A 16,961-nucleotide genomic window follows, 5' to 3' on the forward strand; every position below is an offset into this window, starting at 1 on the left:
GCAGGCATGATGCGTTGCCAGGGTGTCCGCGGGGCAGTTTGCCGTCTATGATCCGGCCAAAAGCCTAAAACGAGGACACGCCATGCGCCGATCCCCCCTTATCAGACGCCTGATGGCGACGACCCTGCCCGTGGCCCTGGTGCTGGGGTCGGCTGGCACGACCGCGGTCGCGGAACCGATGTATGCCCGGAATATGTCCACCTATGGCTTGGCGGGCGGCATCGACACGCCGACGGCGGAAACGCTGCCCGACGGCACGCTGGGCGCGACGGTGTCCTGGTCGGATTACGGGCGCCGCAGCAGCGTGGTGTTCCAGGCGCTGCCGAGGCTGACCACCGTCCTGCGCTATTCGCGGGTCCGTGGCATCCCCGAGGCGGACAATGACAGCATCACGGACCGTTCGCTGGACCTGCGTTATCAGGTGCTGGACGAACAGGGATGGCGTCCGGCAGTCGCAGTGGGCTTGCAGGATTTCCTGGGCACCGGCGTATATTCGGGCGAATACATCGTCGCCACCAAGTCGGTGACACCCACAGTCCGCGTATCCGCCGGTTTGGGCTGGGGGGTTCTGGCTGGCAAGCCCCGCATCATTTCCGTCGATGACAATGGTGGCACGCTTAATGCCGATGAATGGTTCGGGGGCGGGGCTAAGCCCTTTGCCTCGGTCAGCTGGCAGGTCAATGACCGGCTGAACCTGGTCGCGGAATATTCGAACAACGATTATCTTGCAAAATACAGCGATGGCGCGGTTTACCAGCAGGGCGAGGAACCGGGCAGCAATGTGAACCTGGGCGCCTATTACCGCTTTGGCGAGAATTACGAGGTCGGGCTTTACACGATAGGCGGACAGACCTTTGGCGCACAATTCTCGTTGCTGCTGAACCCGCGTCAGGCGGCCTTTCCATCGGGCCTGGAAAAGGCCCCTGCCCCGGTGCGGCCGCGTCCCTCGCCGCAGGCCGATCCCGATGGCTGGTCGGGCGTCTGGGCGCAGGATCCCACGGCGCAGCCCGCTATCCAGACCGCCCTTGGCGATGCCATGGCCGACGAAGGCCAGATTCTCGAAAGCATGGCGCTGTCGTCCAATCGTGCCGAGGTTCGGCTGCGCAACCGCCGGTACATCAGCCAGGCCGAGGCCATCGGCCGCACCGCACGCTTGATGACCCGCGCCCTGCCCCCCTCGGTCGAGACGTTCGTGATCACCTCGACCGCAGACGGGGTGCCGACATCCTCGGTGACCGTGCGGCGATCAGACATCGAACGGCTGGAAAATACCGAGGCAGGCCAGATCGCCAATGCCTCGACCCTGACGGATGCCCCGGCCAGCGCACCGGGCCTGGTGCGCAGCGAAGGGGTTTATCCCCGTTTCCGCTGGTCCATCAAACCTTATCTCAGCCTCGGCATCTTCAGCGCCAATGACGGCGTGACGTATGAAACCGGCGCGCAGGCCCGCGCCAGTTACGAGATCGTGCCTGGTCTGGTCCTGACCGGCGCCTTGCGCCAGCGAGCCTTTGGCAATATCGAACGGCGCGGCCCCACCATCGATGGCAAACGCGTCAGCTATGAGGAATACCTCGCAGATCCGTCGCTGGAAACCACGCCCGAAGGCGTGCCCCGGGTACGGTCCGACTCGCGGATGTATGCTGGCAACACTGACCCGGTGATCCCGGAACTGACCCTGGCCTATTTCGCCAAGCCGACGCCGACCGTTTACACCCGCGTCACCGCAGGCTTGCTGGAACGAGCCTTTGGCGGCGTCTCGACCGAGGTGTTGTGGAAGCCCGTGGGGTCGCCGCTGGCCCTTGGCGCGGAAGTCAACCATGTCAGAAAACGTGATTTCGACCAGTTGTTCGATTTCCGCGACTATGAGGTAACAATGGGCCACGTTTCGGCCTATTACGAATTCCCGCAGGGCTTCACCGCGCAACTGGATGTCGGCAAGTATCTTGCGGGCGACAAGGGCGCGACCCTCAGCGTGACGCGCGAATTCGCGAATGGCTGGCGGATCGGGGCCTATGCGACCAAGACGGATCTCTCGGCCGAGGAGTTCGGCGAAGGCAGCTTCGACAAGGGTGTCACTCTGTCGATTCCGCTTGGCTGGGCGACCGGGCAGGCGTCGCGCGAACGGGTCGGTGCCAATTTGCGGTCTTTGGCGCGCGACGGCGGCTCACACTTGAATGTCAGCGATCGGCTGTATGAACGGGTTCGCGAAAGCCATTCCGTCGAACTTTACGAAGGCTGGGGGAGGTTCTGGCGATGATGAACGGCGCGTTGAAGATCACGCTGGCGGCGTCCCTGATGGCCGGACTTGCGGCCTGCGGCAATGACGACCGGGGCATCGGGGCGCTGGGAACACTGGCCCAGACCGCCGCCCAGGTGGTCGCAGAACGGCGCGCACCCGATCAGCCGGCGGCGCCCGCGAAGTCCCTCGAGGAGGCAGCAGCCGAGGCCTTGCGCATCAATTCAGGCCCGCTGATCCAGGCCGGGTTCGAGAACCTGAACCGCACCCAGATCATGGCGATGACCGGGCAGAACGGCGCCATGCGCACCTATATGACCCCGGCCGAAGAAGCAGTGATCCTGCGGAACGGAATGCTGGTCGGCACCAAGGGGCTGGGCAACGACCTTTCCGTGGCCGAACCGGGAACCGAAGCCCTTATCCGTGCGGGCGCATCGGGCAGCGGCACGCGCATCATGCGCCATCTTTCGGGCGACGGGCTGGAACGGCCCTTGCAGTTCACCTGCACGGTGGGCGCAGGTCCGAACCCCGGCGTGACGGTGGAGAACTGCGAGGGCCACGGCACCAGCTTCCAGAACAGCTATATGGTGCAGGGCGGCCAGATCGCCGTGTCGCGCCAATGGATCGGCCCTGCCTTGGGCTATGTGACCATCCAGACCCTGCGGCCCTGATTGCCGGGGAACCGGCCCTTCGCAGGGCCGGTTCCTGTCACGCGCCCGACAGGTAGGCGTCGATTGCCGCGCGGACGCCTTGGGTTTGCACCAGCTTCAGCTTGCGGGCAAAGGCGTCCTGAAAGCGCGGATTTGCGGCAAGCGGTCCAAACACCGTTTCATTCGCCAGAAATGCCAGCGGATCGTGGCGCGCGGCGATCGCGTATTTGCGCAAGGCGTCGCTGTTGTCGTCATTCGGCGCGATCTCGTTTCCGGCCTCGTCCCTGCGTTCGCAATACCGGCACCAGAAGGCCACCTCTTGCGCCAAGCCGTCGATGTCGCCGTCGTTCTTCAGCTTATCGGCCAGTGTCGGCAGGATGAATTTCGGCTGCCGGTTCGACCCGTCCAGGCACAGGCGGGGGATGGTGTCGCCGACCTCGGGATTGGCAAAGCGGCTGACGATCAGGTCCAGGTAATTGTCATAGCTGACGCCTGGGATCGGCTGCAGGGTCGGGATGATTTCCCGCTCCTCCAAGGCGCGCAGCCATGCGGAGATCTGCGGATCGGCCATGGCGTCATGGACGAAGTGGTGGCCCAGCAGCGCGGAGGGATAGGCGATGGCCGCATGGCCGCCGTTGAGAATCCGCAGTTTCATCAATTCGTGCTGGCTGACATCGCCGACAAATTCGGCACCGACCTTTTCCAGCGGCGGACGGCCTTGGGGGAAATGATCCTCCAGCACCCATTGGCGGAATGGCTCGCACACCACGGGCACGGCGTCAGAGATGCCAAAGCGGTCGCTGACAAGCGCGCGTTCCCGGTCGGACGTGGCGGGGGTGATGCAATCGACCATGGAATTGGGGAATGCCACCTTGCGCCGGATCCAGTCGGCCAGCGCAGGGTCGGACAGTTGCGCCAGTTCGGTCACGGTGCGCGCGCAGACATGGCCGTTTTCCGGCAGGTTGTCGCAGGACATGACGGTAAAGGGCTCGGACCCCGCATCGCGCCTGCGCCGCAGCGCGGCCAGGATCATGCCGAACACCGTTTTCGGCGCATCTGGATGGGCCGCGTCATGGGCGATATCGGGATGGGCCGCGTCGAAGCCATCGGTCTTGGCATCGACGTAATATCCGCCCTCGGTGATGGTCAGGGACACGATGCGGATGACGGGATCGGCCATGGCGGCGATCACTGCCTGGGGATCGACCGGCACGAAATCGACCATCGACCCGATCACGCGTGCGTTCAGCCCGTTCGGGTCCAGTTCGACAACCGTGGTCAGCCAATCCTGCGCGGCCAGCCTGTCGCGCATCGCCGCATCGCCGGGGCGGACGCCCGCGCCGATCAGCGCCCAGTCCTGGCCCTCGCCCATCTCGAACAGCTGGTCCAGATACCAGGCCATGTGGGCGCGGTGGAAATTGCCGACGCCGACATGGACAATGCCGGGACGAAGCGCGGCGCGGTCGTATCCGGGGCGGCCGACCGCATCGGGCAGGTTGGCAAGGGTGGATGCGTTCAATGTCACGGCCATGGCCGAACCTTTCCTACAGACGGTCCCCTGTCGGGCCAAAGCGGTGAATCCTGTCCTCGTCCGGTGTCAGCCAGACATCATCGCCGTGGTGCAGGGCGATATCGCCGCTTGACCGGACGGTGACGGTTTCGGCAAGGCCAGTGTGCTCGACATAAAAGAAGCTGTCGGAACCCAGGTGTTCGCTGACCCCCACCCGGCCCTTCCACTTGCCGCCTTGGTCCGAGATGAGAAGATGTTCGGGACGGATGCCGATGGTGGTGGCACCGTATTCGGCAGCCACGGCGCCGGAAAACAGGTTCATCCGGGGACTGCCGATAAAGCCCGCCACGAAGACGTTGCAGGGGCTGTGATACAAATCCAGCGGCGTTCCGACCTGCTCGATCCGGCCCGCTTGCAGGACCACGATCTTGTCGGCCATGGTCATCGCCTCGACCTGGTCATGGGTGACATAGATCATCGTGGTCTTCAGGCGGTTGTGCAGCTCGCTGATTTCCAGCCGCATCCCCACGCGCAGCGCGGCGTCCAGGTTCGACAGCGGCTCGTCGAACAGGAAGGCCGCCGGCTCGCGCACGATGGCCCGCCCGATGGCCACGCGCTGGCGCTGCCCGCCCGACAGCTGGCCTGGACGGCGGTCAAGGTAGTTGGTCAGGTTCAGCGCCTTGGCCGCAGCCTCAATCCGGCGTTCCTGTTCGGCCTTGGGCATCCCGGCCATCTTCATCGGAAAGGCGATGTTCTTGCGCACCGACATATGCGGATAAAGCGCATAGGACTGGAACACCATCGCCAGACCGCGCTTAGCGGGGGATGCGTCGGTGGCATCCGCCCCGTCGATCACGATGCGCCCGCCGCTCACGTCCTCCAGCCCGGCGATCAGGCGCAAGAGGGTGGACTTGCCGCAGCCGGACGGGCCGACGAAGACCACGAACTCGCCGTCCTCGATGGTCAGGTCAAGGGGCGGGATCACCTCGACCTCTCCGAACCGCTTGGCCACGCCTTGCAGGGTTATCTGTCCCATGAATGTTCCCCTTATTTCACGGCGCCAAAGGTCAGGCCGCGGACCAGTTGTTTCTGGCTGAACCAGCCTAGGACCAGGATCGGCGCGATCGCCATCACGGACGCCGCCGAGAGTTTCGCCCAGAATAGCCCCTGCGGGCTGGAAAAGCTGGCGATGAAGGCGGACAGGGGCGCGGCGTTCGTGGTGGTCAGCTGGATCGTCCAGAACGCCTCGTTCCAGGCCAGGATGATGTTCAGAAGCAGCGTGGAGGCGATGCCGGGGATCGCCATCGGCGTCAGCACATACAGGATCTCGTCGCGCAGGGTCGCCCCGTCCATCCGCGCCGCCTCCAGGATCTCGCCCGGAATTTCGCGGAAATAGGTATACAGCATCCAGATCACGATCGGCAGGTTGATCAGCATCAGCAGAACCGTCAGCCCAATGCGGGTATCCATCAGTCCCGTGTTCAGGAAGATCAGATAGATCGGCACCAGCACGGCCACGGCGGGCATCATCTTGGTGGACAGCATCCACATCAGGATGTCCTTGGTCCGCTTCGTGGGCGAAAACGCCATCGCCCAAGCCGCCGGGATCGCCACGATCAGCGCCAGGATCGTCGATCCCACCGCCAGGATGACCGAGTTGGTGAAAGGCCGCCAGTAATTGTTCTGGCTTTGCACCGTCTGATAGCTTTCCAGCGTGAAGGACGGAATCAGGTTGAAGCCCGCGATGGCCTCTTGTTCCGTCTTCAGGCTGGTGATGATCGTGTAGAGGATCGGGAAGAAGATCAGCAGGGCCACGAACCAGGCCGCTATGGTCCAGCCGACCCGGGCGTTTCGGGATGTTGCGCGTGCCATGAGTTCCCCCTCAGTCCAGGTTCTTGCCAACGGCGCGCATCAGGAAGATGGCGATGATGTTTGCAAGGATGACGGCGATGATGCCCCCCGCCGCCGCGCCGCCGATGTCGAAGTTCAGCCGGGCGGCGCGATAGATCAGGAAGGTCAGGTTCGTTGAAGCAAAGCCCGGACCGCCGTTGGTGGTCACCAGGATTTCCGCATAGATGCCCAGCAAGAAGATCGTCTGGATCAGGATCACCACGGTGATCGCACGGGCCATGTGCGGCAGCACCAGATACAGGAAGCGGCTGTATGCGGGCGCGCCGTCCATCTCGGCCGCCTCCATCTGCTCGGTGTCCAGCGATTGCAGGGATGTCAGCAGGATCAGCGTGGCGAAGGGCAGCCATTGCCAGGCCACGATCAGGATGATCGAGAACAGCGGATATTGCGCGAACCAGTCGACCGGGCTTGCGCCGAAAAACTGTGCCACATCCGCCAAGACGCCATAGGACGGGTGCATGATCATGTTCTTCCAGATCAGCGCGGCCACGGGCGGCATCACGAAGAACGGGCTGATCACCAGGATCCGCACGATCCCCTGCCCCCAGATCGGCTTGTCAATCAGCATGGCGATAAAGGTGCCGCCCACTACGGTGATGAACAGCACGCCCAGGACCAGAACCAGCGTGTTCCAGATCGCCTCGAAAAAGGCCGGATCCGTGTAGAAATACTGGTAATTGAACCAACCCGCCCAACTGGTTGTGCCGGGACTGAGCAGGTTGTAGTTCAGGAACGAATAATAAAGCGTCATGCACAGCGGCACGATCATCCAGACAAACAACAGGATGATCGCCGGTGCCCGCATCAGGCGGGCAAGCCCTTGGGTCTGGCGTGTGGCCATGACAAAATTCCCTTACCGGCGCGGATGCGCGAGAAACCCCAGAGGGGGCACCGCCCAGAGGAGGGCTGGGCGGTGCCGGACAGGTAACGGTTAACTCGTTACTTGATGTAACCGGCCCGCGTCATTTCGCGGGTGGTATTGGACTGGGCTGCGGCCAGGGCATCCTCGGCCGACATCTGCCCGGCCAAGGCCGCCGAGAACTGCTGTCCCACCGCCGTGCCGATGCCCTGGAATTCCGGGATCGCCACGAACTGCCCGCCGGTATAGGGAACGTCCTGGACCGACGCCTTTTGCGTATTGGCCGCGTTGATCGAGTCGATCGTCATGGCCGCGAAGGGCGCCTCGGCCTGATAGTCGGCGTTTTCGTAAAGCGAGGTCCGGGTTCCCGGCGGCACCGCGCGCCAGCCCTCGCGTTCAGCGACCAGTTCCGAATATTCCTTGGACGTGGCCCAGGCGATGAAGGTCTGGGCGGCCTCCTTTGCGTCCGAGGATGTCGGGATCGCCAGGCTCCAGGCCCAAAGCCAGTTGCCCCGGTTGTCCACGCCCTCGCGGTTGGGGAACTGCGCAAATCCCACGTTGTCGGCCACGGTCGAGGTTTCGGGATCGGTCACGAAGCTGGCAGCGACCGTGGCGTCGATCCAGATGGCGCATTTTCCCTGCTGGAAAAGCGACAGGTTTTCGTTGAAGCCGTTCGACGACGCGCCGGGCGGGCCGTATTCGTTCATCATGGCCAGATAGTCGGTCAGCGTGGCCTTCCATTCCTCGCTGTCGAACTGCGGCTTCCAGTCGGTGTCGAACCAGCGGGCGCCATAGCTGTTGGCCATCGCGGTGATGAAGCCAATGTTCTCGCCCCAACCCGGCTTGCCACGCAGGCAGATGCCGTATTGTTCCTTGGACTTGTCGGTCATCTTCGCCGCCGCGTCGCGGATGTCGGCCCAGGTCGGAGCGTCGGGGATGGTAACGCCCGCGGCCTCGGCCAGGTCGGTGCGATACATCACCATCGCGGATTCGGCATAGAAAGGCGCGGCATACAGCTTGCCATCGACCGACAATGCGTCGCGCACGGCCGGGACCAGGTCGTCGACATCATAGGCGTCACCCAGTTCCAGCGGCACCAGCCAATCCTGCTTGGCCCAGATCGGAACCTCGTAGGTGCCGATGGTCAGGACGTCATACTGGCCGCCCTGGGTCGCGATGTCGGTGGTGACACGTTCCCGCAGGATGTTTTCTTCAAGCGTCACCCATTGCACCTGGATGTTTGGATTGGCCGCGGTGAATGCATCGGTCAGGCCCTGCATCCGGATCATGTCGCCATTGTTCACGGTGGCGATGGTCAGCGTCACATTGTCCTGCGCAGCGGCGATACCGGCGGTGGCGCATAGCGCCGTCGCACCCAACAGGGCGCGCCAAGTCGTGGTCATGCTATCCTCCCCTTGTCGTTTGGGCATTTGCCACTTCGACGGGCAAATACTCACAAAGCTGTTGCCGTCTGTCAATAAACAAAGTTTGCCATGCTTGGCCGTTCCGCCAAAGCGGCAAATTTCACGCCGACAAAACGGGTAGGTCTTAAAGGGCCAACAGACGCTCGGCCGTGGCTTCCGAGGTGATCAGTCCGTTCACCAGATGCCCGACAAGCGCGGCCTCGATTGCCGGCACCTTTGCCTCGCCCGTCGCGACGGCAATCATCGGTCGGTCGGCGGCACGCGGCAAAAGCGCCGAGGCCACGCGTTCATTGAAGGCGCAGTCGATGATCTGGCCGTCCCGATCATAGACCCAGCTTGTGATTTCACCCACCGCGCCAAGAGCGACCAGTTCGTCCATCTCGGCCGCACTGGCGAAACCGTCCAGGAACATGGGCGCGCTGCGGTCCATCTGGCCGATGCCCACCAGCGACAGGTCGGCCCGTTCGCACAGGCGGATCGTGTTCAGCACCGCTTCCTGGTTGCGCATGGCGGCCAGTTCGGCAGGGTTCCGGGCCAGCACCGGCAAGGGATAGGGGTAATGCGGTGCGCCGACCCGTTCCGCCAGGCTGATCGTCGCGTTATAGGGCGAGGCCGATCCGTCCTGCATCATGTTTCCCAACCGCGAGACGACGACGTGCTGCGGACAGGACAAGCGCGGCAACTGTTCCACGGTAGCCTTCAGCGCCCGGCCCGTTCCCAAGCTGACGATGCGGCGCTCCGGGGATTTCAGCACCCGTTCCAGTTCCGCAGCCGCCGCGATGGCAACGCCTGTCAGCAGGCCCGGCGCCTCGGGGTCCGAGGGAACGACCTCGACCGACAAAAGGCCAAACCGCTCCGACAGCGCGCCCGCCAAGTCCATGCAGCGGGCGATGGGGTGATCGACGCGGACCTTGATCAGCTTTTCGCTGACGGCCATCGCCACCAGCCGTTGCGCCGATTGGCGGCTGACACCCAGCTTGCGGGCGATTTCGTCCTGGGTGTTGCCCGCCACGTAATACAGCCACCCCGCGCGGGCCGCATCGTCCAGTCGCACCGCATTCGGGCTGAATCGTCCTGCGTTCACGGGGTCGCCGCCTTGTCCTGCATCTCTCTCAACAGTTGCGAAAAACTGCCCCAGTTGTCAAAGGCCCCGACGCCTTGCGGCAAGGCCATTGGATCAGTCCCGCGCAGATGCGCCCCGCCCGCATAATGCAGGACGCGCATTCCCGCGGCCACCGCCGACGCGATGCCCGGGCTGCTGTCCTCGATCACAAGGGTCGCCTCGGGCGGGCAGCCCATCTGCCGTGCCGCCAGAAGGAACAGATCGGGCGCGGGCTTGCCACGGCTGACCTGGCTTGCGGTAAAGACCCGGTCCTGGAACCGGTCGGCCAGTCCCAGGATGTTCAGCGTATGGGCAACGCGAGGCGGGCTGGATGATGTGGCAATGCAGGCGGGGATCCGCAGCCCGTCCAGCATCGCCATAAAACCGGGGGTTGGTCCCAGTTCGGCGGTGAAGCGGTCCAGCAGGCGGGCGCGGTAATCGGCCTCGAAACTGTCGGGCAAGGGGCGGGCGTGATTTTGGCGGATCGTCTGGGCAACGGTCGGAAAGCTGCGCCCCAGGAAGTCGCGGCGCACATCGGCGGGCGTCACCGCGATGCCAAGGGCGCCCAACTGGTCGATCAAGACGGCGGACGACAAAACCTCGCTGTCGGCGATCACGCCGTCGCAATCGAAGATGATTAGCCTGATGTCCATCCCTCATCCCCCGGCAGCCCGCGCAAAAGCACAAGTGCAACCCGGCGGCGGTTATGGCAAGACCGATGGACCATCGACCCGAGGTTTCATGCGCGCCGTTCTGATTACCCCGCCCCTGCACAGCCACCTGCGCGCCTTCGAGGCACTGGCACGGGAACTGGCCCGCCGGGGACACCAGGCGATCTTCCTGACGGAACCGGGCGTAGCGCTGCATGGCGACGCGGCGCAAGTCGCCCTGCCCGGCCCACCCGCGCACCCCCAACCCCGCCGCCTGCTGGCCGAGATCGTGGCAGGCGCGCGCCGCACCGACCGGCTGTGCCGCGATGGCTTGGCCGTGCTGCGCGGCTTGTCCCCGGACCTGATCCTGGGCGACCAGATGGAGCCTGCTTCCGGCCTGCTGGCGCGCGCGCTTGGGGTGCCGCTGGTATCGGTGGCCTGCGCGGTGCCGATGGATCCAGAACCGGGCATTCCCCTGCCTTTCCTGGGTTGGTCCCATGATCCCACGGCAGCGGGCCTGCGCCGCAACGCGGGGGGCGAGCGCGTGGCCGACCTGCTGATGACGCCGCAATCCCGCGTGATCCGGCACTGGGCGCGGGCCTGGGGCCTGGGCGACCTGCGGCGCCTGCAGGATTGCCTGTCGCCCGATCTGGCGGTGTCGCAGATGGTGCCGGGATTCGACTATCCCCGCCCCGCGAACGGCGGCCATATCGCCCAGGTCGGCCCGTTCCGGCAGGACCAGGAAGCGGGGAACTTTCCCGCCGACATCCTTCCCGAGCCTGGGCGGCCCTTCGTCTATGCCTCGCTTGGGACGTTGCAGGGTCACCGCGCGGGCCTTCTGGCGCGGATTGCGCGGGCCTGCCAACAAGCTGGCGCACAGGTTCTGGTATCCCATGCAGGATCCCTGACTGCGGATCAGGCCCGCGCAATCCCGGCCGACTGGGTGCGCGCCTTTGTCCCGCAACAGGCGGTTCTGGCGCGCGCGGACCTGTGCGTGACCCATGCGGGCCTGAACACCGCGCTTGAATGCCTGGCGGCAGGCGTGCCGATGCTGGCGCTGCCCCTGACCCATGACCAGCCGGGCGTGGCGGCGCGCATCGCCCGGTGCGGCGCGGGCCTGCGGTTGCAGCCCTGGGAACGCGGCACGGCGCGAATCGTGGACAGCGTGCGGACCCCGCTGGCCGATGCCCGTTATCGCGACAGGGCGCGGGGCTTTGCGGCGCAAGCCGGAGGCTGGGAAGGGGCGCCAGGCGCCATCGACCGGATAGAGGCGATGCTCAGAACCCCAAGGCACGCAACAACGTGATCAGATAACCGTCGCCGATCCACAGCGACAGGCCCAGCTCCACCGCCGCGCCACCTACGGCCACCACCCATCCCGCCAGGGGCAGCGCCAGGACCGCGCCCAACGTCGCGGCAGCTGTGTCGCTGAAGGAATTGACGATGCTGTCGCCGTGATAGGCCAGCGGATCGCCGGACGAGTATCCGAACAGACCAATGGACAGGGGCAGGTTCTCGGCCACTTCCCAGATGGTGCTGCTGACGATCACGGCGGCCAGCAGGGTCCACAAGGGCCAGTCCGGGCGCTTCCACCGCACCAGCTTGAACAGCACCGCGCCAAAGACCAGGTGCAGCAGGCTATAGGGATCCAGCAGGGTCCGCGAATTCAGCCCCGCCTGGTCCGGCATCGACCATATCCGGCCGCAATCGCAGCCCAGCGGGCGGTCCAGGATCGTCAGCATCGCCAGCTTGGCAGCCAGCGCCAGCCCGATCAAAGCCATGGCCTGCCGTCCCCATCCGCACCGGCGCGGCAATTCGCTTGCATCCAGCATCAGGCTGGCAGATCGTTTGGAAGAAAGCGGCGGGGCGGAACGGTTTTCATCTGTCATCGTTGCCACAGTAAAGGCAACGCCCGCCATGACAAGGGACCGCGAGATCCAGGGGTTATGACAGAACAGACAGCCCAGATCGTGATTGCCGGCGGGGGCCTTGCGGCGTCGCTTGCGGCGTTGCGGCTGGCCCCTGCGGCGCGCGTCCTGCTGATCGACCAGCGGGCGGATCCGCTGGCCGGGCATACCTGGTCGTTTCATTCCGGCGACATCGATGCTGCCCAACGCGCCTGGCTGGACCCGGCGATCCGCCGGGCATGGGACGGGCAGGATGTCCGCTTTCCGGGCCGGACCCGTACGCTGCGCTCAGGCTATGCCTGCCTGGACGCGGACAGCCTGGGGGCGGCCCTGGCGGGCGTACCGGGGGTGACCCGGCTGACCGCCCGCGTGGCGTCCATCGACGCAGGGGGCGTGACATTGGCGGATGGGACGCGCATCGGGGCGGAACTGGCCATCGACGCGCATGGATTTGCACCCCATCCCGCGATCCAAGTGCGGTCCCAGAAATTCCTGGGTCAGGAACTGCGCCTGACTGCCCCCCACGGTCTGACCCGGCCCGTCATCATGGACGCGACCGTTCCGCAAATGGACGGATACCGTTTCTTTTACCTGCTGCCCTTTGACGACACCCGCCTGCTGGTCGAGGCGACCTATTATTCCGACGGCGCCACCCTTTCGGCCGACGATCAGCGCGCGGGCATTGCCGATTACGTCGCCAGCCAGGGCTGGCAGATCGCCGGGGTGATCCGCGAGGAAATCGGCGTCCTGCCCATCGCCCTGCGCTTTGACGCGGATGCCTTCTGGCGCAGCGTGCCGCGCGACGTTCCCACCATCGGGCTGCGCGCGATGCGGTTTCACCCGTTGACGGGCTATAGCCTGCCCCATGCGGTGCGCGGCGCGGACCTGATCGCCCGGCACTGGCGGCAAGGTCCGCTTGCCCTGGCCCGTGCCCTGCGCCGCGATTCGCTGGCCGACGCCAAGGCGCAGGGCTTTTACCGCCTTTTGTCGCGGATGCTGTTCGAGGCCGCAGCCCCCGACGAACGCCGCCGCGTGATGGACCGTTTCTATCGGCTGCCCGAACCGTTGATCGAACGGTTCTATGCCGGCCAAAGCACGCTGGCTGACAAGGCCCGCATCCTGACGGGCCGACCGCCCGTCCGCGTCAGGCGCGCCCTGCGCTGCCTGCCCGAATCCTTCAAGGTGAACCCTGCATGAAACAAGACAACGGCAAGACCGCCGCCGTCATCGGCGCGGGCCTGGGCGGCCTTGCGCTTGCGATCCGGCTGCAAAGCGCAGGCATTGCGACAACGGTATTCGAAAAACGCGACAAGCCGGGCGGGCGGGCCTATGTTTATCACGACGCGGGCTTTACCTTTGACGCAGGCCCCACCGTCATCACCGACCCGGAATGCCTGAAGAAACTGTGGCGCCTGTCGGGGCGCGACATTGCCGGCCATGTGACCCTGCTGCCGGTGGATCCCTTCTATCGCCTGTGCTGGGAAGACGGGACCGTCTTTGATTATGCCGACGACCAGGACGCGATCGAGGCCCAGATCCGCGCGATCAACCCGCCCGATGTCGAAGGCTATCGCCGCTTCCTCGCCTATTCGCGCGACGTGTACCGCGAAGGGTATGAAAAGCTGGGATCGGTCCCCTTCCTGCATTTCAGCGACATGATCCGGGCCGCCCCGCAACTGGCGCGGTTGCAAGCCTGGCGGTCCGTGCATTCGATGGTGGCACGCAGCATCAAGGACGAACATCTGCGCCAGGCCTTCAGCTTTCACACGCTGCTGGTGGGGGGGAACCCGTTCTCGACCTCGTCCATCTATGCGCTGATCCATGCGCTTGAACGGCAGGGCGGCGTCTGGTTCGCCAAGGGCGGGACCGGTGCCCTGGTCGCGGGCATGGTGCAACTGTTCCAGGAGCTGGGCGGGACGATCCACCTGAACGCGCCCGTGGACCGGATCGAGACCGAAGGCAACCGCGCCACCGCCGTCCACGCCATGGGCGCGCGCCATCCGTTCGACATGATCGCCAGCAATGCCGACGTGGTCCACACCTATCGCAACCTGCTGAATGACCCCAAGGGCGACAAGCTGGCGGCGAAGCGCCATTCGATGTCGCTGTTCGTGATCTATTTCGGCCTGCGTGGACTGCGGCCAGACCTGCGCCACCACATGGTCCTGTTCGGCCCGCGATACCGCGAACTGATCGGCCAGATCTTCGGGGGCAAGGACCTGGCGGAGGACTTTTCGCTGTACCTGCACGCGCCGTCGGTGACGGACCCCGACCTCGCACCCGAAGGGTGCAGCGCCTATTACGTGCTGGCGCCGGTCCCGCACCTGGGAACGGTTGACATGGACTGGGACAAGGCGGCCGAAGCCTATCGCGACCGGATCCTCGATTACCTGGAAGAACGCTATATCCCCAACCTGCGGCGCGACCTGATGACGGTGCGGCATTTCACGCCGCTGGATTTCAAGACCGAGTTGAACGCCCATCTGGGATCGGCCTTTTCCATTGAGCCGATCCTGACGCAAAGCGCGTGGTTCCGCCCCCACAACCGCGACGAGCGGCTGGAAAATCTGTATATCGTGGGCGCAGGCACCCATCCCGGCGCGGGCATCCCCGGTGTGGTCGGATCGGCCGAGGCGACCGCATCCCTGATGATCGGGGAACCGGCATGACGGACGCGACCCTGGACCAGGCACGGCAATCCATCGCCGTCGGGTCGAAAAGCTTCGCCATGGCCTCGCGCTTTCTGCCCCAGGGGATGCACGAGGATTGCGTGATGCTCTATGCCTGGTGCCGTCACGCGGATGATGTGATCGACGGGCAGGACGCGGGCTTTGCCACGGGGGCCGTGGGCGACCCTGCCGCGCGGCTGGCCGAACTGCGCGAGCTGACGCACCGCGCCCTGCGGGGCGATGCGGCCGCCCCGGTTTATGCCGGGCTGGCGCGCGTGGTGGCGGCGCGGGGCATCCCACATAGGCACGTCGAGGAATTGCTGGACGGTTTCGCCATGGATGTGGAGGGGCGCGTCTACCACACCATGGGCGATCTGCTGGAATACTGCTATCGCGTAGCAGGCGTCGTGGGCGTGATGATGGCTCGGATCATGGGCGTCCGGGAAGAGGCGGTCCTGGACCGCGCCAGCGACCTGGGCCTTGCCTTCCAACTGACCAACATCGCCCGCGACGTGATCGACGATGCGCGCATCGGGCGGACCTATCTGCCGCGCGATCTGCTGCAGGCCGAAGGGATCGAGGCCATCCATCCCGACGACATGAGCCAACGTCCTGCCTTGCACCGCGTCGCCCTGCGCCTGCTGGACGAAGCCGAAATCTATTATCGCAGCGCGGATATCGGCATCAATGCCCTGCCCCGCCGCCCGGCGCTTGCGATCACGGCCGCGCGCAACATCTATCGCCAGATCGGCGTCAAGCTGCGCGCGACGGGACCGGATGCCTGGAACGGGCGGCTTTCCACGACAAAGGCCGAAAAGCTGCGCCTGGCTGCCCGCGCCGTGGGATCGACGATCCTAGCTCCGCGCCGCCGCGCCAGGTTCCTCAGCCGCGACGGTCTCTATCTTCGGCCTTAGCGGGGTGGTGTTGCTGCGATCAAGCTGCGTGACCAGCGTGGCACAGATGAAGTCGAAACCGACGCAGCCGTCCTTGCCATCGTGGCGACGATAGCCATGACGATCAGCAAGAGAGCAAGCCAGGTTATCGTGCAGCGCCCGCCTGGGCGTGGAACGCGGGAACGCGGTCCAGCATGGGGGTAAAGATCGCGTCGATCATGCAGCGGAAGGGATCGGGCGACAGGCCAGCGCTCACCAGGGCGTCATCGGCGGATGCCAGAAGCGCGCGGCAACGGCGCAGCGCCTCCTCGGTCCCAAAGACGGCCAGATAGGTTTCCTTGCCGATGTCCTGCTGGCAATCCTTGCCCATCGCGGCGCTGTCGGACAGCATATCCACCAGGTCGTCGGCGATCTGGAAGGCCTGTCCCAGATCCTCGCCGAAGCGGCGCAGCAGGCTGCGTTCATCGTCCGTGCGCCCGCCCAGGATCGCGCCGACCTCGACCGCCACACACAGCAACGCCCCGGTCTTCAGCGCATTGATGCGGGTGACCCGATCAAGGGCGCCCTCCGCCTGATCGGCATCGGAAAAACCGTTCAGATCCAGTTCCTGTCCTGCGACCAACCCTTGCCAGCCCATGACGCCCGACAGGATCGCGACCAGGGCGCCCCGCTGACCGTCGCCCAGACCCGCCAGCCCGTTGGCGATGGAAATGGCGTGGTTCAGCAGGCCGATGGCGGTCAGGATGGCCGTGGCCTCGCCGAACCGGGCGTGGGTGGTGGGGCGTCCGCGCCGCAGCATGGCATTATCCATGGACGGCAGGTCGTCGACGATCAGAGAAGCGGTATGCACCATTTCCAGGGCGACGGCCATGTCCAGCACCGCATCGCCATTGGCGGCATCGCCCGCCACCAGATGCAGCAGATAAGGGCGCAGCCGCTTGCCGCTGCCCATGGCATCGCGCGCGGCTTCGATCAGGCGGGCCGGGGCGGGGGACAGTTGCGACAGATGATGGGCGATGCGACCGTCAAGCTGGCGGACAAAGCCAGCCTGCGCGTCGGGATGGGTTGGCGCCGCGTTCAGCTTGTCTATTGCCTGCTGGTGCATGAGACTGTCCTTCAATTCTTGCGCTGTTCGAACAGGGACAACGCG

15 protein-coding genes are annotated in these 16,961 nt (G+C 65.2%); 6 read left to right on the top strand and 9 right to left on the bottom strand.

The genetic code is table 11. The features are described from left to right. Positions 1-82: 82 nt before the first annotated feature. The gene (locus Q5701_RS12065; protein ID WP_306751235.1) at positions 83-2,257 is read left to right on the top strand and encodes a YjbH domain-containing protein; all 2,175 of its coding nucleotides are present in this window, start codon (positions 83-85) and stop codon (positions 2,255-2,257) included. Beyond that, positions 2,254-2,907 (top strand): YjbF family lipoprotein, encoded by a 654-nt coding sequence (locus tag Q5701_RS12070; protein ID WP_306751236.1) that lies wholly within the window; start codon positions 2,254-2,256, stop codon positions 2,905-2,907. Before Q5701_RS12065 ends, Q5701_RS12070 begins: the two co-directional genes overlap by 4 nt. Positions 2,908-2,944: 37 nt before the next feature. Here the strand turns inward: Q5701_RS12070 and Q5701_RS12075 are convergent, their stop codons facing one another. The 7 genes from Q5701_RS12075 to Q5701_RS12105 all read right to left on the bottom strand — a co-directional run bounded on the left by Q5701_RS12075 (position 2,945) and on the right by Q5701_RS12105 (position 10,345). Next, the gene (locus Q5701_RS12075; RefSeq protein ID WP_306751238.1) at positions 2,945-4,417 is read right to left on the bottom strand and encodes a mannitol dehydrogenase family protein; all 1,473 of its coding nucleotides are present in this window, start codon (positions 4,415-4,417) and stop codon (positions 2,945-2,947) included. A 13-nt stretch (positions 4,418-4,430) separates the two neighbouring features. Further along, complete coding sequence (locus Q5701_RS12080; protein ID WP_306751239.1) at positions 4,431-5,432, bottom strand: ABC transporter ATP-binding protein; 1,002 nt, start codon at positions 5,430-5,432, stop codon at positions 4,431-4,433. Between the two features lie 11 nt (positions 5,433-5,443). Beyond that, on the bottom strand, positions 5,444-6,268 hold the full coding sequence (locus Q5701_RS12085) for a carbohydrate ABC transporter permease (protein ID WP_306751240.1): 825 nt from the start codon (positions 6,266-6,268) through the stop codon (positions 5,444-5,446). Positions 6,269-6,278: 10 nt separating this feature from the next. Then, positions 6,279-7,148, bottom strand: a complete 870-nt coding sequence (locus Q5701_RS12090) for a carbohydrate ABC transporter permease (RefSeq protein ID WP_306751241.1) — start codon at positions 7,146-7,148, stop codon at positions 6,279-6,281. A gap of 98 nt (positions 7,149-7,246) precedes the next feature. After that, positions 7,247-8,569, bottom strand: coding sequence for an ABC transporter substrate-binding protein (locus Q5701_RS12095; protein WP_306751243.1), 1,323 nt, complete (start codon positions 8,567-8,569; stop codon positions 7,247-7,249). A 145-nt stretch (positions 8,570-8,714) separates the two neighbouring features. Beyond that, entirely contained in the window at positions 8,715-9,674 is a 960-nt protein-coding gene (locus tag Q5701_RS12100) for a sugar-binding transcriptional regulator (RefSeq protein WP_306751244.1), read from the bottom strand. Then, positions 9,671-10,345 (bottom strand): HAD family hydrolase, encoded by a 675-nt coding sequence (locus tag Q5701_RS12105; RefSeq protein WP_306751245.1) that lies wholly within the window; start codon positions 10,343-10,345, stop codon positions 9,671-9,673. The genes Q5701_RS12100 and Q5701_RS12105 overlap by 4 nt, the downstream gene beginning before the upstream one ends. An 88-nt stretch (positions 10,346-10,433) precedes the next feature. Between Q5701_RS12105 and Q5701_RS12110 the strand changes: the two genes are divergently transcribed. Continuing rightward, the gene (locus Q5701_RS12110) at positions 10,434-11,648 is read left to right on the top strand and encodes a glycosyltransferase (RefSeq protein WP_306751246.1); all 1,215 of its coding nucleotides are present in this window, start codon (positions 10,434-10,436) and stop codon (positions 11,646-11,648) included. Here Q5701_RS12110 and Q5701_RS12115 read toward each other — a convergent pair. After that, positions 11,620-12,123, bottom strand: a complete 504-nt coding sequence (locus Q5701_RS12115; protein ID WP_306751247.1) for a DUF2585 family protein — start codon at positions 12,121-12,123, stop codon at positions 11,620-11,622. The two genes, Q5701_RS12110 and Q5701_RS12115, sit on opposite strands and share 29 nt — an antisense overlap. Positions 12,124-12,288: 165 nt before the next feature. Between Q5701_RS12115 and crtY the strand changes: the two genes are divergently transcribed. From crtY to Q5701_RS12130, 3 genes are read left to right on the top strand one after another with little or no spacing between them, the layout of a single operon-like run. Continuing rightward, positions 12,289-13,446 (top strand): lycopene beta-cyclase CrtY, encoded by a 1,158-nt coding sequence (gene crtY / locus Q5701_RS12120; protein ID WP_306751248.1) that lies wholly within the window; start codon positions 12,289-12,291, stop codon positions 13,444-13,446. Next, positions 13,443-14,918 carry a phytoene desaturase gene (locus tag Q5701_RS12125; RefSeq protein ID WP_234855371.1) on the top strand — a complete coding sequence of 492 codons (1,476 nt, stop codon included), beginning with the start codon at positions 13,443-13,445 and terminating at the stop codon, positions 14,916-14,918. Before crtY ends, Q5701_RS12125 begins: the two co-directional genes overlap by 4 nt. Further along, entirely contained in the window at positions 14,915-15,832 is a 918-nt protein-coding gene (locus Q5701_RS12130; RefSeq protein WP_306751249.1) for a phytoene/squalene synthase family protein, read from the top strand. The genes Q5701_RS12125 and Q5701_RS12130 overlap by 4 nt, the downstream gene beginning before the upstream one ends. A 124-nt stretch (positions 15,833-15,956) precedes the next feature. On the opposite strand, the gene Q5701_RS12135 is transcribed toward Q5701_RS12130, so the two are convergent. Further along, positions 15,957-16,916: a polyprenyl synthetase family protein gene (locus tag Q5701_RS12135; RefSeq protein WP_306751251.1), complete on the bottom strand. Its 960-nt coding sequence runs from the start codon at positions 16,914-16,916 to the stop codon at positions 15,957-15,959. Positions 16,917-16,961 lie beyond the last annotated feature (45 nt).

The sequence above is a fragment of the Paracoccus actinidiae genome, assembly GCF_030863885.1.
Taxonomy (GTDB): Bacteria; Pseudomonadota; Alphaproteobacteria; order Rhodobacterales; family Rhodobacteraceae; genus Paracoccus; species Paracoccus everestensis.

What these genes read in the sequence shown, in the direction of transcription:
- Q5701_RS12065 (WP_306751235.1), top strand. Translation starts at nt 83, where the DNA reads ATGCGCCGATCCCCCCTTATCAGACGCCTGATGGCGACGACCCTGCCC.
- Q5701_RS12105 (WP_306751245.1), bottom strand. Translation starts at nt 10,345, where the DNA reads ATGGACATCAGGCTAATCATCTTCGATTGCGACGGCGTGATCGCCGAC.
- Q5701_RS12115 (WP_306751247.1), bottom strand. Translation starts at nt 12,123, where the DNA reads ATGGCTTTGATCGGGCTGGCGCTGGCTGCCAAGCTGGCGATGCTGACG.
- Q5701_RS12075 (WP_306751238.1), bottom strand. Translation starts at nt 4,417, where the DNA reads ATGGCCGTGACATTGAACGCATCCACCCTTGCCAACCTGCCCGATGCG.
- Q5701_RS12080 (WP_306751239.1), bottom strand. Translation starts at nt 5,432, where the DNA reads ATGGGACAGATAACCCTGCAAGGCGTGGCCAAGCGGTTCGGAGAGGTC.
- Q5701_RS12110 (WP_306751246.1), top strand. Translation starts at nt 10,434, where the DNA reads ATGCGCGCCGTTCTGATTACCCCGCCCCTGCACAGCCACCTGCGCGCC.
- Q5701_RS12090 (WP_306751241.1), bottom strand. Translation starts at nt 7,148, where the DNA reads ATGGCCACACGCCAGACCCAAGGGCTTGCCCGCCTGATGCGGGCACCG.
- Q5701_RS12085 (WP_306751240.1), bottom strand. Translation starts at nt 6,268, where the DNA reads ATGGCACGCGCAACATCCCGAAACGCCCGGGTCGGCTGGACCATAGCG.
- Q5701_RS12095 (WP_306751243.1), bottom strand. Translation starts at nt 8,569, where the DNA reads ATGACCACGACTTGGCGCGCCCTGTTGGGTGCGACGGCGCTATGCGCC.
- Q5701_RS12135 (WP_306751251.1), bottom strand. Translation starts at nt 16,916, where the DNA reads ATGCACCAGCAGGCAATAGACAAGCTGAACGCGGCGCCAACCCATCCC.
- Q5701_RS12070 (WP_306751236.1), top strand. Translation starts at nt 2,254, where the DNA reads ATGATGAACGGCGCGTTGAAGATCACGCTGGCGGCGTCCCTGATGGCC.
- Q5701_RS12130 (WP_306751249.1), top strand. Translation starts at nt 14,915, where the DNA reads ATGACGGACGCGACCCTGGACCAGGCACGGCAATCCATCGCCGTCGGG.
- crtY (WP_306751248.1), top strand. Translation starts at nt 12,289, where the DNA reads ATGACAGAACAGACAGCCCAGATCGTGATTGCCGGCGGGGGCCTTGCG.
- Q5701_RS12125 (WP_234855371.1), top strand. Translation starts at nt 13,443, where the DNA reads ATGAAACAAGACAACGGCAAGACCGCCGCCGTCATCGGCGCGGGCCTG.